Source organism: Micromonospora zhanjiangensis (genome assembly GCF_042650605.1).
Classification (GTDB): Bacteria; Actinomycetota; Actinomycetes; order Mycobacteriales; family Micromonosporaceae; genus Micromonospora_J; species Micromonospora_J zhanjiangensis.
Window position 1 is genome coordinate 1 of record NZ_JBHSBN010000052.1, and the last position, 16,537, is coordinate 16,537.

The 16,537-nt window shown below is 70.7% G+C and carries 13 protein-coding genes, 1 tRNA gene and 1 pseudogene; 11 read left to right on the forward strand and 4 right to left on the reverse strand.

The annotated features are described in order from the left end of the window. Positions 1–274 precede the first annotated feature (274 nt). On the reverse strand, positions 275–553 hold the full coding sequence (locus ACFOX0_RS32795; RefSeq protein WP_377553312.1) for a TM2 domain-containing protein: 279 nt from the start codon (positions 551–553) through the stop codon (positions 275–277). 276 nt (positions 554–829) lie between these two features. Here ACFOX0_RS32795 and ald point away from each other — a divergent pair, with 276 nt between their 5' ends. The 9 genes from ald (at position 830) to ACFOX0_RS32840 (ending at position 9,703) form a co-directional block, all read left to right on the forward strand. Further along, positions 830–1,945: an alanine dehydrogenase gene (gene ald, locus ACFOX0_RS32800; RefSeq protein WP_377553314.1), complete on the forward strand. Its 1,116-nt coding sequence runs from the start codon at positions 830–832 to the stop codon at positions 1,943–1,945. Between the two features lie 16 nt (positions 1,946–1,961). Continuing rightward, positions 1,962–2,954, forward strand: coding sequence for a site-specific tyrosine recombinase XerD (locus ACFOX0_RS32805; protein WP_377553316.1), 993 nt, complete (start codon positions 1,962–1,964; stop codon positions 2,952–2,954). 192 nt (positions 2,955–3,146) lie between these two features. Beyond that, positions 3,147–4,076: a ParA family protein gene (locus tag ACFOX0_RS32810; RefSeq protein WP_377553318.1), complete on the forward strand. Its 930-nt coding sequence runs from the start codon at positions 3,147–3,149 to the stop codon at positions 4,074–4,076. 53 nt (positions 4,077–4,129) lie between these two features. After that, positions 4,130–5,251, forward strand: coding sequence for a segregation and condensation protein A (locus tag ACFOX0_RS32815; protein ID WP_377553320.1), 1,122 nt, complete (start codon positions 4,130–4,132; stop codon positions 5,249–5,251). Continuing rightward, positions 5,248–6,381: an SMC-Scp complex subunit ScpB gene (gene scpB, locus ACFOX0_RS32820; RefSeq protein ID WP_377553322.1), complete on the forward strand. Its 1,134-nt coding sequence runs from the start codon at positions 5,248–5,250 to the stop codon at positions 6,379–6,381. Before ACFOX0_RS32815 ends, scpB begins: the two co-directional genes overlap by 4 nt. Further along, on the forward strand, positions 6,368–7,108 hold the full coding sequence (locus ACFOX0_RS32825) for a pseudouridine synthase (RefSeq protein ID WP_377553324.1): 741 nt from the start codon (positions 6,368–6,370) through the stop codon (positions 7,106–7,108). Before scpB ends, ACFOX0_RS32825 begins: the two co-directional genes overlap by 14 nt. 185 nt (positions 7,109–7,293) lie before the next feature. Beyond that, positions 7,294–7,980 carry a (d)CMP kinase gene (gene cmk / locus ACFOX0_RS32830; RefSeq protein WP_377553326.1) on the forward strand — a complete coding sequence of 229 codons (687 nt, stop codon included), beginning with the start codon at positions 7,294–7,296 and terminating at the stop codon, positions 7,978–7,980. Next, a complete protein-coding gene (gene der / locus ACFOX0_RS32835; RefSeq protein ID WP_377553328.1) occupies positions 7,977–9,377 on the forward strand; it encodes a ribosome biogenesis GTPase Der in 1,401 nt (466 codons plus the stop codon). Before cmk ends, der begins: the two co-directional genes overlap by 4 nt. 249 nt (positions 9,378–9,626) lie before the next feature. Further along, positions 9,627–9,703: transfer RNA gene (locus ACFOX0_RS32840), tRNA-Pro, on the forward strand. A gap of 107 nt (positions 9,704–9,810) precedes the next feature. Here the strand turns inward: ACFOX0_RS32840 and ACFOX0_RS32845 are convergent. Continuing rightward, positions 9,811–10,428: pseudogene (locus ACFOX0_RS32845) on the reverse strand (site-specific integrase); the annotation flags it as partial. Positions 10,429–10,521: 93 nt separating this feature from the next. Beyond that, entirely contained in the window at positions 10,522–10,974 is a 453-nt protein-coding gene (locus tag ACFOX0_RS32850) for a hypothetical protein (RefSeq protein WP_377553330.1), read from the reverse strand. 155 nt (positions 10,975–11,129) lie between these two features. Between ACFOX0_RS32850 and ACFOX0_RS32855 the strand changes: the two genes are divergently transcribed. Together ACFOX0_RS32855 and ACFOX0_RS32860 are read left to right on the forward strand one after the other, a co-directional pair. Further along, positions 11,130–11,555, forward strand: coding sequence for an effector-associated constant component EACC1 (locus ACFOX0_RS32855; RefSeq protein WP_377553332.1), 426 nt, complete (start codon positions 11,130–11,132; stop codon positions 11,553–11,555). Then, positions 11,552–15,862: a caspase, EACC1-associated type gene (locus tag ACFOX0_RS32860; protein WP_377553334.1), complete on the forward strand. Its 4,311-nt coding sequence runs from the start codon at positions 11,552–11,554 to the stop codon at positions 15,860–15,862. The genes ACFOX0_RS32855 and ACFOX0_RS32860 overlap by 4 nt, the downstream gene beginning before the upstream one ends. Positions 15,863–15,939: 77 nt before the next feature. On the opposite strand, the gene ACFOX0_RS32865 is transcribed toward ACFOX0_RS32860, so the two are convergent. Continuing rightward, complete coding sequence (locus tag ACFOX0_RS32865; RefSeq protein WP_377553336.1) at positions 15,940–16,401, reverse strand: transposase; 462 nt, start codon at positions 16,399–16,401, stop codon at positions 15,940–15,942. Between the last annotated feature and the right edge of the window lie 136 nt (positions 16,402–16,537).

Below are 16,537 nucleotides of genomic sequence, written 5' to 3' on the forward strand. Positions count from 1 at the left end.
CGCGGCTACCAGCGTCCGACTAACCCACGACCTCACACGGACCAAGGAGCGACGACGTCAGCGAGCGACCGACACGATTTTCAGCCCGGAACGGGCCACCTCGCCAGAGGCGACGAGGACTAACCCCCCGCCCCCTGGGCGTTGATCATGAAGTTGTTGCCAGGCTGCGTCCAATTTGTCGCCAATAACTTCATGATCAACACCCGGCGGGCCGGGAGGGTGGGGTGGGCACCGGGGTTGGGGGCCGGTGCCCACCAAGGGGGGTCTGGCGGGGTCAGTCGCGCAGGGGGCGGCCCTGGCCGTCGACGCCGCCGTTGACCAGGATCAGGATGCCGTCGATGAGGCCCCAGATGCCGCCGAGGCCGCAGGTCACCAGGCTCACCACCAGTTGGAGTACGCCGGTCTTGGTGTCGCCCATGTAAAACCGGCCGGCGCCGAAGGTGCCCAGCAGAATGCCGAGCAGACCGGCGACAACCTTGCTCTTGTCCGAAACCCTGGCGTCCGCCGGATATTGCTGGCCCGGGTGCTGCCCCGGGTACTGAGGAGTGGTCATGGGCGACCACCCTAGAGGAGATGATCAACCTTTCCGACCAGGACTGCCTGACAGGCGGAAAAGGCTGACCGATCGTCGCCGGTGGGCCGGACATCCTGCCGGCCCCACCTGACAGTTCGTCAGGCCCGCCGGTTACCCGCTGTCACAATGACGGCTGCCCGGATCGTCGGGCGGTTCTAGACTGCCGCTCGCGGGCGTGGCGGATTGCGAGGGCAACGGAGCCGTCGCACGCCGAGCAGGCCGGGGACGCGACCCCCGGAGAGAGGTGTCTGCATCGTGAAGGTCGGAATCCCACGCGAGGTCAAGAACCACGAGTACCGCGTCGCGATCACACCGGCGGGCGTGAACGAGTTCACCCGGAGCGGCCACCAGGTCTTCGTCGAGGCCGGCGCGGGCGCCGGGTCCAGCATCACCGACGCGGAGTTCGCCGCGGCCGGCGCCAAGATCCTGGACGGCGCCGACGGGGTGTGGGAGACCGCGGAGCTGGTGCTCAAGGTCAAGGAACCGATCGCCGAGGAGTACCACCGGATGCATCCCGGCCAGGTGCTCTTCACCTACCTGCACCTGGCGGCCTCCAAGGAGTGCACCGACGCGCTGGTCGACCGCAAGGTCACCGGCATCGCGTACGAGACGGTGGAGCTGCCGGACCGGTCGCTGCCGCTGCTGGCCCCGATGTCCGAGGTGGCCGGCCGGCTGGCGCCGCAGGTCGGCGCGTACCACCTGATGCGCTCCGGCGGTGGGCGCGGCGTCCTGATGGGCGGCGTCTCCGGCGTGTACGCGGCCAAGACCGTGGTGATCGGCGCCGGTGTCTCCGGGATGAACGCGGCGGCCATCGCGCTCGGTCTGCAGGCCGAGGTGCTGCTGCTGGACAAGAACGTGGCCCGGCTGCGCCAGGCCGACGCGATCTACCGCGGCCACCTGCAGACCGTCGCCTCCAACCAGTACGAGGTGGAGCGGGCCGTGCTCGACGCCGACCTGGTGATCGGCGCGGTGCTGGTGCCGGGCGCGAAGGCGCCGACGCTGATCTCCAACGAGCTGGTGTCCCGGATGAAGCCCGGCAGCGTGCTGGTCGACATCTCCATCGACCAGGGCGGCTGCTTCGAGGACTCGCGGCCGACCACGCACGCCCAGCCGACCTACCAGGTGCACGACTCGATCTTCTACTGCGTGGCGAACATGCCCGGCGCGGTGCCGCACACCAGCACCTACGCCCTGACCAACGTCACCCTGCCGTACGCGTTGGAGCTGGCCAACCACGGCTGGCGCGAGGCGCTGCGCCGGGACCCGGCCCTGGCGCTGGGCCTGAACACCCACGACGGGCAGGTCACCTACGGCCCGGTGGCCGAGGCGCACGGGATGTCCACCCTGGACCTGGCCGACGCGTTGGCGTGACGGACCGCTGAGCGCATTGGCGAACACGGACGCGACCGGTGCCGGCCCCGAGCCGGCACCGGCGTTGCGCCGCGCCGTGCGCGGCTACCTCGACCACCTGACCGTCGAACGTGGGCTGTCGGCGAACACGCTCTCGTCGTACCGGCGGGATCTGGACCGGTATCTGCGTGGCCTGGCGGCCGGCGGCGTCACCGACCTGGCCGACGCGCGGCCCGCCGACGTCGCGGCCCACGTCGCCCGGCTGCGCGCCGGCGACGGGGACCACCCGCCGCTGGCCGCGGCGTCCGCCGCCCGGGCCGCCAGCGCCGTGCGCGGCCTGCACCGGTTCGCGGTCCGCGAGGGTCTGGTCGGGGTGGACGCCAGCCGGGACGTCCGCCCGCCCACCCCGCCGCGGCGGTTGCCGCGGGCGTTGGACGTGGCCGAGGTGACCCGGCTGCTGGACGGCGTCGGTCCGGCGGCCGACGGCGCCGGCGGGTCGGCCGCGCTGCCGCTGCGCGACCGGGCGCTGCTGGAATTCCTGTACGGCACCGGGGCGCGCATCTCCGAGGCGGTCGGCGCCGCGGTGGACGACCTGGACCTGGTCGAGGGCACCGCGCTGCTGCACGGCAAGGGAGGTCGGACCCGGGCGGTGCCGATCGGCGGGTACGCCGCCGGGGCGCTGCGGGCCTACCTCACCCGGGCCCGACCGGCGCTGGTCGCCGCCGGGCGGGGCACGCCGGTCGTGTTCGTCAACTCCCGTGGCGGTCCGCTGTCCCGGCAGAGCGCCTGGACCATCCTGCGCCGGGCCGCCCGGCGGGCCGGCCTGCCGGTCGACGGACCGGACGCGGTCTCCCCGCACACGCTGCGCCACTCGTACGCGACCCACCTGCTCGACGGCGGGGCGGACGTCCGGGTGGTCCAGGAACTGCTCGGCCACGCCTCGGTGACCACCACCCAGGTCTACACGTTGGTCACCGTGGAGCGGCTGCGCGAGGTCTATGCCACGGCGCACCCCCGGGCGCGTGGCTGAACAGCGGGTACGCGGTATGTTGCGGACGGGAAGACACGCCGACCCGGTGCCCCCGGGCGTGCTGCCCGGTGGCGTAGAGTCGGAAGCCGCGCGGACCTCGCGGGACGGCAACCGTGGTTCGCCGCGGCGCCACGCGGGACGGACGCCGGTCGGCTCCGTCGTCCGAGACAGTCGTCGGGAGGGGGCGAGGACATGACCGGCAACGGTGACCGTGCCGAGGCGTGGACCTCGACGCTCCGGCAGCAACAGGCGGGATTCGACCTGGGGGCCGAACTCGGCCCGGCGGACCCGGCGGCCTACACGGCCCGCAAACCGATCCCCGACCCGATGCCCACCGACCGGCACGGCCCGGCCCGGATCATCGCGATGGCCAACCAGAAGGGCGGGGTGGGCAAGACCACCACCACCATCAACCTCGGCGCCGCGCTGGCCGAGTACGGCCGCAAGGTGCTGCTTGTCGACTTCGACCCGCAGGGCGCCCTGTCGGTGGGCCTGGGCGTCAACCCGCACAACCTCGACCTGTCCGTCTACAACCTGCTCATGCAGGACGACGTGACCGCCGAGGACGTGCTCATCAAGACCGACGTGGCCGGGCTGCACCTGCTGCCGGCCAACATCGACCTGTCGGCGGCCGAGATCCAACTGGTCAACGAGGTCGCCCGGGAGATGGCCCTGGCCCGGGTGCTGCGCACGGTGCGCAAGGAGTACGACTACATCCTCATCGACTGCCAGCCGTCGCTGGGCCTGCTCGCCATCAACGCGCTCACCGTGGCGCACGGCGTCCTGATCCCGCTGGAGTGCGAGTTCTTCAGCCTGCGCGGGGTGGCCCTGCTGCTGGACACCATCGACAAGGTGCGCGAGCGGCTCAACTTCGACCTGGAGCTGGAAGGCATCCTGGCCACCATGTACGACAGCCGCACCACGCACTGCCGGCAGGTGCTGCAGCGGGTGGTGGAGGCGTTCGGCGACAAGGTCTACCAGACCGTGATCACCAAGACGGTGAAGTTCCCCGAGTCGACCGTGGCCGGCGCGCCCATCACCAGCCTCGACCCGGCCTCCTCGGGTGCCCGCAACTACCGGCAGCTGGCCCGTGAGGTGATCGCCGCGCAGGCCGAGCGGTAACGGACGACCCGCCGGTGCGCGATGCCCCGGAGCCCGTCGACTACGGTCGTCGGGTGACCGTCCCGCCCGTCGAAGCGCAGCCCGCGGCCGACCCCCCGCCCGTCGGCGGGGAGGTGGCCGCCGGTGACCCGCTCGCCGCCGATGGTCCGGCCGGTGCGGGCCCGGCTGCCGCCGATGGTCCGGCCGGTGCCGACCCGGCCGCCGTCGACGGCGCGGCGACCGGCGGCTTCACCGTCCGGCTGGCCAATTTCACCGGCCCGTTCGACCTGCTGCTGCAGCTGATCGGCAAGCACAAGCTGGACGTCACCGAGGTGGCGCTGCATCGGGTCACCGACGAGTTCATCGCGTACATCCGGGCCATGGGCGACGACTGGGACCTCGACGAGACCAGCGAGTTCCTGCTGGTCGCCGCGACCCTGCTGGACCTGAAGGCGGCCCGCCTGCTGCCCGCCGCCGAGGTGGAGGACGAGGAGGACCTGGCCCTGCTGGAGGCCCGGGACCTGCTGTTCGCCCGGCTGTTGCAGTACAAGGCGTTCAAGGAGGCCGCCGCGCACATCGCCGGGCTGGAGGCGGTCGGCTCTCGGCGCTACCCGCGGGCGGTGTCGCTGGAACCCCGGTACGCCGAGGCGCTGCCGGAACTGGTGCTCGGCATCGGCCCGCAGCGGCTGCTCAAGCTGGCGATCAAGGCCATGACGCCGAAGGTCGCGCCGGTGGTCTCCATCGACCACGTGCACATGGTGCGGGTCAGCGTCCGGGAGCACGCCGCGATCCTGCGTGACCGGCTGCGCCGGCTGGGCACCGCCAGCTTCGAGGCGCTCTGCGCGGACTGCGCGTCGACGCTGGAGGTGGTCGCCCGGTTCCTGGCGTTGCTGGAGCTCTACCGCGAAGCGCTGATCGACTTCACCCAGACCCAGGCCCTCGGCGAACTGACCGTCAGCTGGACCGGCCCGGCCGACGGCGGCGCCGACCTGGACATCGACGAGTACGCCGGATCACCGCCGGCCGCGGACGGCGCCCCTACCCAGCCGCCGGCCGCGGACGGCGCTCTCGATCAGCCGCCGGCCGCGGACGGTGTCACCGAGCAGTCGCCGGCGCCGGCCGCTCCGGCGGACCTTCGGGCCGACGGGTCCGACCCTGACCCGGCCGGGCCGCAGACGAAGGGAGATGTGCCATGACCGGCGACGACCGGAACGATTCACTGGCCGACCAGGCGGCGGCCTGGGTTCCCCCGTGGGCCCGTCCCCGGCCGCCCGCGCCGGAACCCGCCGACCAGCCGCCGACCGGGCGCGCCGACCAGGAGTCGCCGGCCGGGCCGCCGGCGGAGCCCGCCGACCGCGAGCCGCCGACCGAGCCCGCTGACCGCTCTGTTCCCGCGGATCCGTCGGTGTCGGCGGATCCCTCGGTGTCGGCGGAACTGCCGGTAGCGGCGGATCCCTCGGTGTCGGCGGATCCGTCCGTTCCTGCGGACCCGTCGACGTCGGCCGAACCTTCGGTGGCGGCGGACGTCGGATCGGAGGAGCCGGGTGTCGGTCCAGGGCCGGGCGGCGCGGTGGTCGACGCCCCGGTGGACGCGGCCGACGAACCGGCGGCGGTCCAGGACCACGAGCCGCTCCTGGATCCGACCGCCCAGTCGGCTCCGGAAGAACTCCCGGTCCCGGCTGACCGGGCCGGGACCGGCGAGGACCGCCCCGACCGCACGCCGCCGCCCGCCGGTACGCCGCTGGAACCGCCCGCCGGTACGCCGCTGGACCCGCTCGCCGACGACGACGAGTTCCGCGCCGCGCTGGAGGCGATCCTGCTGGTCGTGGACGAACCGGTCGCCGAGATCGTGCTGGCGCAGGTGCTGGAACAGCCCACCGACCGGGTCGCCGCCGTCCTGGAGCGGATCTCCCGGGACTACACCGAGGCCGGGCACGGGTTCGACCTGCGCCGGGCCGCCGGCGGCTGGCGGCTCTACACCCGGCCGGAATACGCCTCGTACGTCGAACGGTTCGTCCTGGACGGGCAGTCCGTACGGCTCACCCAGGCCGCGCTGGAGACCCTGGCGGTGGTCGCCTACAAGCAGCCGGTGACCCGGTCACGGATCTCTGCCATCCGGGGTGTCAACTGCGACGGGGTGATCCGTACCCTGGTAACCCGCGGCCTGGTCGCGGAGTGCGGTGCCGAACCGGACACCGGTGCCTTCCTCTACCGGACCACCCCCTTGTTCCTGGAGAAGCTCGGGCTCGACACGGTCGACGAGCTGCCGCCGCTGGCCCCGTTCCTGCCCGACGACGTGGAAGAGATAGCCGATGCCCCGCGATGAAGCCCCGACCGCCGAGCGCCTGCAGAAGGTGCTCGCCGCCGCCGGTGTCGGCTCCCGCCGTGCCTGCGAAGACCTGATCTTCCGACGCCGGGTCACCGTCGACGGACGGGTGGCCCAGCTGGGCGACAAGGTCGACCCGGCCACGGCGGTGATCCACGTCGACGGCGAACGGCTGGTCACCGACACCCGGGTGGTCTACCTGGCGATGAACAAGCCGCGCGGGGTGGTCTCGACAATGGCCGACGAGAAGGGCCGTACCGCACTGGCCGACTTCCTCGGCCGGGTCGACGAGCGGGTCTACCACGTCGGGCGGCTCGACGCCGACAGCGAGGGCCTGCTGCTGCTCACCAACGACGGCACGCTCGCCCACCGGCTGACCCACCCGTCGTACGGGGTCCCGAAGACGTACCTGTGCGAGGTGGCCGGCCCGCTGCGCCGCAACGTGGGGCGGCGGCTGAAGGAGGGCGTGCAACTGGAGGACGGCCCGGCCCGGGTCGACGAGTTCCGGGTGGTGGACACCCTGGGCAAGACGGCGCAGGTCGAGGTGACCCTGCACGAGGGGCGCAAGCACATCGTGCGGCGGCTGCTGGAGGAGGTCGGACACCCGGTCTCCCGGCTGGTGCGTACCTCGATCGGGCCGATCCGGCTCGGGGACCTGCGCCCGGGGCGTACCCGGAGGTTGACCAACGCCGAGGTGGCCGCGCTGTTCAAGGCGGTCGGCGACTGACCGCGGACCCGGGTGGTCGGCGCCGGCACCGCCGGTGCGGACGTGTCCCGCGTCGCCGCCGCCGACGGCGGGCGCGGGCCGCCGCGGCGGGCGAGGCAGAATGAACGGTGACAATCGGGCGCGGCCGGCCGCGCCGGGCGGGGACACGGCCGGGCGCCGGTACGCGGCGCGGCGAAGGAGGAGTGGTGGCGGAGAAGGTACCGAACGGGCGATGTGTGGTGGCCGTGGACGGCCCGTCCGGTTCGGGAAAGTCCACCGTCTCCCGGCGGCTGGCCGGCGCGATCGACGCCCGCTACCTGGACACCGGCGCGATGTACCGGGCCGTCACCTGGGCCGTGCTGCGGTTCGGGATCGACCCGCAGGACGCCGACCGGATCGGCAAGGTGGTCGGTGAGATCGACCTGGAGATCGGCGTCGACCCGCAGGCGCCGTCGGTCCGGGCCGACGGGGTCGCGGTCGACCAGGAGATCCGCGGTCCGGAGGTGACCGCCGCGGTGTCCGCGGTGGCGGCCGTGCCGGCGGTCCGGCACCTGATGGTGGCCCGGCAGCGCGAGATCATCGCCGCCGCCGGCCGGATCGTGGTCGAGGGTCGGGACATCGGCGCGGTGGTCGCCCCGGACGCCGACCTGAAGGTCTACCTGACCGCGTCGGCCGACGCCCGGGCCCGGCGGCGCAGCGCCGAGTACGCCGCCGACGTCACCGCCACCGCCGCCGACCTGGCCCGGCGGGACACGTTCGACTCGTCCAGGGCCGCGTCACCGCTGCGTCAGGCCGACGACGCGGTGGTGCTGGACACCACCGAACTCGGCATCGACGAGGTCGTCGCCCGGCTGCTGGAGCTGCTCCGCGACACCGACGGAGGTACGGCATGACCGGCGACGGTTGGGTTGAGTTGGAGGAGCCCGAGCTGGCGGAGGAGCCGACGGGCCCGGTGCCGGTGGTGGCCGTCGTCGGCCGGCCCAACGTGGGCAAGTCGACCCTGGTGAACCGGCTCATCGGCCGCCGGCAGGCGGTCGTGGAGGACACCCCCGGCGTGACCCGGGACCGGGTGCCCTACGACGCGCAGTGGACCGGCCGCCAGTTCACCGTGGTGGACACCGGCGGTTGGGAGCCGGACGCGAAGGACCGGGCCGCGGCGATCGCCGCCCAGGCCGAGATCGCGATCTCCACCGCCGACGTGGTCATCTTCGTGGTGGACACCACCGTCGGCGCCACCGACGTGGACGAGGCGGCCGTGCGGATGCTGCGGCGCAGCGCCAAGCCGGTGCTGCTGGTCGCCAACAAGGTGGACAACGCCGCGCTGGAGATCGAGGCGACCTCGCTGTGGTCGCTGGGCCTCGGCGAGCCGTTCCCGGTCTCCGCGCTGCACGGACGCGGCGCCGGTGACCTGCTGGACAAGATCCTCGAACTGTTGCCGGAACCACCCCTGATCAACGAGAACCCCGGTCCGCGCGGCCCGCGCCGGGTGGCGCTGGTGGGTCGCCCCAACGTCGGCAAGTCCAGCCTGCTGAACCGGCTGGCCCGGGAGGACCGCGCGGTGGTCGACTCGGTCGCCGGCACGACGGTCGACCCGGTCGACAGCCTGGTCGAGATCGGCGGCGAGGTCTGGCAACTGGTCGACACCGCCGGCCTGCGCAAGCGGGTGGGCCGGGCCAGCGGCACCGAGTACTACGCCAGCCTGCGTACCGCCGGCGCCGTCGAGGCGGCCGAGGTGGCGGTGGTCCTGCTGGACGCCAGCGAGACGATCAGCGAACAGGACCAGCGGATCCTGTCGATGGTCACCGAGGCCGGCCGGGCGATGGTCATCGCCTTCAACAAGTGGGACCTGGTCGACGGGGAACGGCGCTACTACCTGGACAAGGAGATCGACCGGGAACTGCGCCGGATCCCGTGGGCGATCCGGCTCAACCTGTCGGCGCGGACCGGCCGGGCGGTGGACAAGCTGGCGCCCGCGCTGCGCAAGGCCCTGGCGAGCTGGGAGACCCGGATCCCGACCGGTCAGCTCAACCAGTGGCTCACCGCGCTGGTGCAGGCCACCCCGCACCCGGTCCGCGGCGGTCGGGCGCCGCGGGTGCTGTTCGCCACCCAGGCCAGCACCTGCCCGCCCAAGTTCATCCTGTTCACCACCGGCCCGCTGGACGCCGGCTACCAGCGGTTCGTCGAGCGCAAGCTGCGCGAGGAGTTCGGCTTCGAGGGCAGCCCGATCGAGGTGTCGGTCAAGGCCCGCAAGAAGCTCGGCCCCGGCGGCCGCGGCAAGGCGCACGGCTGACCCCTGCACCGGTACGGCCCGGAGCCGCCGGCCACTCCGTATCGCGGAGTGCCCGGCGGCTCTCTGCGTATCCCTCTCGACCGGTTTGTCCTAGGATGCTTTAGGGGGAGTGACGCAGCCGACCGGCCGTGTGCGGTGGTCGCATGGGGCCTTTCGGCGGTGGACGACGCCGCGAGGGTCGGTGCACGTGTCCGGCTCGGTCTGCGCTACGCTGTACCGGCTGTCACGCGAGGTTTCGCGAGGCGGCATCGGGACGTGGCGCAGCTTGGTAGCGCACTTGACTGGGGGTCAAGGGGTCGCAGGTTCAAATCCTGTCGTCCCGACCAGCTTTGACCAGGGGATATGCCGATCTCAGGCATATCCCCTGAGTTCATTCCGGAGCGATGTGGTCGCCTGGTGGTCGCATCCCTGCACTGATCTTGCACGTCGCAGGTCAGGCGGCCTGGGCGTCGGCGCGGTCGAGAGCTGCGGCGGCGGTGGTGACGCCGTCTGCGGCGGCGTCCGGGGTCAGGTGGCCGTAGAGGTCGATGGTGGTGGCCACGTTCTTGTGCCGCAGGGTCTTGGACACCACGGCCATCGGAACGCCGTTGGTGAGCATGACGGTGGCGGCGACGTGCCGCAGGTCGTGGACCCGCAGGTTGGGCAGGCCAGCATCGGCGATCGTCCGGCGGAAGTGGTTGAGCAGGTACTGCGGACGCATCGGCTGGCCGTCGGCGCGGGGGAACACCAGGTCGAGGTCGTCGTAACGGCTGGCGGCGAGTTGCTGTGCCTTCTGGCGGCGGCGTTGCCGCTTGAGTGCGTCGACGGCTCGGCTGGACAGCGCGATCCAGGCCTGGCTGCCTTTGGTCTTCGGGGCGTTGAACATTGTGCGGCTGTTGTCGACGGCGACCAGCGTCCAGCGGACGAACAGCCGCCGGGTGTCGAGGTCGACGTCGGCCCAGTGCAGGCCGAGGACCTCGCCTTTGCGCATGCCGGTGCCAATCATCAGCTCGTACAGGTCAGCCAGAGGTTCCTCAGCGGTGTGGCAGTGGCGCAGAAAGGCGCTGGCCTCGGCGGTGCGTAGCGGGCGGCGTTGTGCTCGAGACGGTGTGCCCGGCGGGCGTCATTGAGCGCGGTCGACAGGGTGGTGATGCACCGACCAGGGTCACCAGGCCGCGCCCGGCGTCGAGCTCGCGGCGGATGAACTGGGCGACGTGCTGGTGGTTGAGGCTCTCGAGGCGGATCGCGCCGAACGCGGGGATGAGATGGTTGTCAGGTAGGCGCGGTAGCGGTTGACCGTGTTCGGTTTGCGGGTCGGCGCCTTGGCCTCGAACCAGCGGTGCAGGTAGTCGGCGACGGTCTCGGCGTCGTCGATGCTGACGCCGGCGCGCTCGTATTGGAGCACGTTGGTCAGCGCGGCTGAGGCTTCGGCCTTGGTGGAGAAGCCGCCGCGGCGCATGGTCTTGCTCCGGTCGAGTGTGGGCAGGTCAACGGCGTAGGTCCAGGTGCCGTGGCGGGCGTTGGTGAGCTTCGGGCAACGGGCGCCGAGCTGCTTGCCGTCGGCGCCTCGGCAAGCGCAGCGACGGTAGACCCGGCCCCGATGGGGATTCGGCCTCATGGCGGCCTCCTCGGTTCAGATTGGTGGTCTGTCGCTTTCGCGTGCCCGCTCATGCCTCCCGGATAGCAGCACCCTCCGTCACCACCGAATGTGAGACAGGGCCGTTAACTTGACAGACCCTGCTTTGACGCTGGCCGCTATCCTGGCTGACACGGGTGAGCGATCAACAATCGGGGGTCGGAATGGTGGATGCGGTCGTCACCGCGGAGGCGCCAGATGCAGCCGACGAGTTGCGATCATTGCACCGCTGGCTGGCCGACGTCCAGGAGTTGAGGGGGACGGTCGGTCTCCGCGAGAGCCCCCCGCCTTCGGGCACGTTGGGGCCGCTGCTGGACGCGCTCGTGGTCGCGCTCGGTCCTGCAGGCGCTGCGACAGCGCTAGCCACAACGGTCATCTCATGGCTGCGCACCAGGCGTGGTGATGTGCACCTCAAGGTGACACTCCAAGACGGCCGATCGGCGGAACTCAGCTCCACGAAGGTATCCGAACTCAACGCCGCCGCTGTTGGGCAAGTGGTCAAACAACTGGCCGAGATGTTGGACGCGGTGCAGAACGAAACGAAGGGCATCGAAGGCAAGTGACGGATCTGTCCGGTGCGGGTGTGCGCGTTCTGCTGATGGCGACCGCCACCCATACCGGGCCGACGCTGCCTTCCGTGCCGGCGGCGGGGCGCGGCCTCATGGATCTGCGCGCGGCCTTCCTCCAGCGGTGCGGGGTGTCGCCCGACAACTTACGCACGGAACCCGACCTGGCCGACGCTCGGACGATGGCGGAGATCGTCACCGAGGAGGCGCAGCGCGCGGACACCGTGCTGCTGGTCTACTTCATCGGCCATGGCCTGCTTGGGCCGGGTGAGGAACTGTTCCTAGCGGCAAAGGACACCGACCAGCTCGTGCCCGGCATGGCCGACCACCAGGCGCTGTCGTTCTCGTCCCTGCGGCAAGCACTCTCCGCCAGCCGGGCATTCGCTGTCGTGATCGTGCTCGACTGCTGCTTCTCCGGCAGACCGTCGCTGGACGGCAGAGCGCCCGACGTGATGTCCGCCTTGGAGCCCGCGCACGGCACGTACCTCATCGGTTCCGCGGAGCAACTCGCGCATGCGCCAACCGGCGCGAAGCACACCGCGTTCACCGGAGCGTTCCTGGACGTGCTGGAAAACGGTGATCCGCGCGGACCACACATGCTGACGCTGGACGCCGTCTACGACGCCGTCGACCGGCAGTTGCGCGACCAGCATCGGCCGTGGCCCCGACGTCGGGCGGAGAACCGCGCTGGCAAACTGGTCATCGCCGCCAACCCGGCAATGGCCACCGATCTGCGACCTGATCAGGAAGATCCTGCGCCCGGCCGCTGCCCCTATCCCGGATTGGGCGCGTTCGGCACAGAGGACGCCGACGTGTTTTTCGGGCGGGCGCGGATGACCGATCGGGTTCTTGCGGCAATCGCCGGTGCGGACGGCCCGGTGGTGTTGGTCGGCCCGTCCGGTTCGGGTAAGACGTCGCTGCTCAACGCGGGTCTGTTCGCCGGGCTGCGCCACGGCGGACTTCCGGGCCTGCCGAGGTCAGCAGGCTGGCCGTGCCTGCGCCTGACCCCGGCCTCGAACCCGCTGCGCCGCCTTGCCGAACAACTCTGCGCTCCTGATTCCGTTGACCTGCTCCGGAAAAACCCGCATCACGCGGCTGAACTCGTCGACGTGTTCCTCACCGATCGCCCCGGCCAAAAGTTGATCATCCTGGTCGACCAGTTGGAGGAACTGTTCACCCTGTGCCTGGACCCAACCGAGCGCACCGCGTTCCTCCGGGCCCTGTCCGCGATCGCCGAGTCCGCCCACGGCTTGGTTGTCCTCGCGATTCGTGCCGACTTTTACGGTCACGCCACCGAACACCCCGAACTCCTCGGCGCGCTGCGCGACCGCCAACTGTTGGTCGAACCGCTGACCCGCGAAGAACTCCGCGCCACCATTGAACAACCCGCCGCCGCCGTCGGGCTGACGCTGGACGACGGCCTGGCCGACGTGATCCTGCACGAACTCGGCATGGCCACCGGAACGCTACCGCTGCTGTCCCATGCGCTCTGGGCGACCTGGCGCGAACGCTCCGGCACCCGCCTGACTTTCACGGGCTACCGCGCAACCGGCGGAATCTCCAGCGCGATCGCGACCACCGCCGACCAGGTGTACCTCGCACTGGACGAACTCGGTAAGGATGCCGTGCGCCGCATCCTCCTCCGGCTGGTCCGGGTCGGCGAAGAAGACACCGACACCGCCCGACCGGTAGACCGCACCGTGCTGCTGCACGATCTGCCCGACGCCGGCGCCGCTCAGGAGGCGCTCGATCTGCTCGCCCGCGCCCGGCTGGTGACGTTGGACCGCGATACCGCCCGCATCAGCCATGAGGCCCTGCTGCGGGAATGGCCGCAACTGCGCAAGTGGATCAACAGCGATCGCGACTGGCTGCACCTGCGCCAGCAACTCGACGATGACGCCGTTGCCTGGGAACGCGCCGACCGCGACCCTTCCCTGCTGTACCGGGGCAACCGGCTGGCTGGCGCCCGTGCCCGCATCCCGGCGGGAGCCATCGGACTCCCACCGGCCGTCAAAGCATTCCTGTCCGCCAGCGAGCGGGTGGAGCTGCGGCAGCGGCGGCAGAGTCAGGCAGTTCGCGCCGGACTCGTGCTGCTCACCGTGGTGGCGCTGGTGGCACTGGGCTTTGCGCAGAACAACGCGGACCAGGCACGGCGCAACGCGGACGCGGCAGGTGCCCAGCACAACATCGCGCTGTCCCGGCAACTGGCTGCGCAGAGCCTGGCGGTCGACGCTTCCAACCCGCGAGTGGCCAGACAGCTGGCCGCTGCCGCCTGGCACATATCACCGACGGAGCAGGCACAGACCGCAATGAGCACACTGCTGTCCAGGAAGGAACAGAACGGCATGCTCATTGGGCACCGCAGCGACGTCGAGGGGTTGGCGTTCAACCCGGCGGGAACTGTTCTCGCCAGCGTTGACGGGCTGCAAGTGCGGCTGTGGAACCCGGAGAACGGCGAGCAGATCGGAGCTCCCCTCGATGACCCTGGTGACGGTCTGATAGAGGCGGTCGCGTTCAACCCGAGGGGCACAGCGTTGGCCGTTTCCGCAGATTCAGGAACTGTGTGGCTGCTCGATCCCACTACCCGACGAGAGATCGCCCGTGCCGAGCCGCCAGACAAGGACGTCCACGACGGTGACGCCGCGCTGGCGTTCTCGCCCAACGGCAAGCTGCTGGCTACCGCGGATGGGCCCTGGGTGCGGTTGTGGAACTCGGCTGATCTGCGGAAGATCGGCGCTCCCCTCCGTGGCGCCGAGTCGAACAAAAAGGTCACCGCAGTGACGTTCAACCCAGGCGGCACTGTCCTGACCACGGCGGCCACGGATGGGGCCATCAGGTTCTGGAACCCGGCGACCGGCCGCGAGATCGGCCAGCGGATCACGGTGAGCAAAGGCGTGGTGCGTCTGGCGTCCAACCCGAGCGGATCGATCCTGGCCACGGCGAACGGGGACGGCACAGTCGGGTTGTGGGATCCGCACACCCATCGCGCCATCGGTGCCCCGCTCGCGGTGCATCCCACCGGCGAGGTGAGTGACGTGGTCTTCAGCCCTGACGGCACCACTCTCGCTACCCTCGCCAGCGGGTTGGTGCAGTTCTGGGACGTCGCCACGAGGAAGGAGATCGGCAACTTCATCTCGCTGGAGCAATCAGCTCTGCCGAACGGGTTGGCGTTCAACCCGGCCGGCACGATGCTCGCGGCTGCGGCCGGAGACAATACGGTGCGGCTGTACAACCCTGCCACCAGAAGACCGATCGGCGCGCCCCTCATCGCCGGAACCTTCGGCTATCAGGCGACCGCCGCCGTGATCAACCCGCAGGGCACAATCCTGGCGACCTCCGACAGCCGGGGCACCGTGGAGTTGTGGAATCCAGAGATCCAACAGCGCTACGGCGTTCGGTTCGCCGCGAACACCCGCTACGCGGTGACCGAGCTGGCGTTCAACCCCAACGGAACCCTGCTCGCCACCGCAGGAACGGAAGGCATCGTCCGGTTGTGGGATCCGAACAGCCGGCAGGGAACCGGCCCTCCGATCGTGATTCCGGCCATTCGTGGCGGTCCGGACGGATTCCACGGCGTGGAAGGCGTCGCGTTCAGCGCTGATGGTGCGATCCTCGCCGCAGCCTATGGCGATGGCACGGTGCGACTGTGGAACCCGGGCACCGGGAAGGCGATCGGCGACCCCATCGTCGCGTTTCCATTGCCGGCTGGGAAAGAGTCGGGCGAGGTGAGAGCAGTGGCGTTCAACCCGAGCGGCACGGTGCTCGCCACCGCAGGCGAGGATGGCGTCGTGCGCCTGTGGGATCCGGCGACGCAGCGTCAGCTCGGCGCCGACATCAGACTTCCTAACTCCGGGGTGAGTGATCTGGCGTTTGACCCGACCGGAAGGATGCTGGCGACAGCGGGAAGCAATGACAGCAAGGTCTACCTGTGGGATCCCGCCACCCAGCGAACGATTGGTGAGCCCATCACCACAGCCCGGGTCGTGACCCGGCTGGCGTTCAGCCCGAGCGGCGACGTCCTGGCCACCGCCGATTTCCAGACGGTCCGCCTGTGGAATCCGGACACCAGAAAGGAACTGGGCTTTCCGATCAATGTCACCAGCAGTGGAGCGATCTTTGACCTCGACTTCACGCCGACCGGCGAAAGGTTGATCACCGTGATCAACAGCGGCGCAGTGACGCTGTGGCGTACCGACCGCTGGATCGACCCGTACCGGACGTTGTGCGCGGAGGTCGGCCCGATCGACTGGCTGGACTGGGCCAAGTACGCCTGGGGTGAGCCACATCCCGACGTCTGCACCTGACCTGCCGCCGTCTGCTGCCATGGTGAGACTGCGCCAGAGCCCAAGGTCGAACGCCACGATGTCTGCGGCTACTCGGCTTACCACCGGTTCGAGGATCGGCACCCGGCCACGATAGCGGCGCAGCCGGCGAGCGCGACCCGTATTTCTACGCCGTGACGATCGCGTGGCTGGTTGCTCGCCATCGAGGTTGGGACGATCGCTGCCGCGCCGTTGCGCGGCTTGCCATCGGATGACGAGGACCAGGCCGCAAAACAGTTGGCGCGACGGCAAGCGCGTTGATGGTCCGCGGGTAGGGCCCGCCAGACTCCGCCGTTGTGGGTGACGTAGCGGATCGCGTCGATGCTGTCGCGGCGTGAGTGTGTTGGTGGGCGGCCTCCACGGGGTCCGGTGCCGCCGGCGGGAACCAGCGGTGCCAGCACTGCCCATTCGGTGTCGGTCATGTCCGAGGGATACCGGCGGACACGGCCACTGGGCAGGTGTTTCGCCGACGTGGCCGGGCCGGTGGATGCGCGGGTACCGGCGACAAGGTAGAACGTCATACAGGGCCTTGTCCCGCACCGGGTTTGATGGAGATATCGAAACCTGGGAGGAACAGCAGCGATGCCGGCACCGAAGAAGTACAACGATGAGTTGCGTGAGCGTGCGACGCGGCTGGCGGTCGAGGCTCGCCGGGAT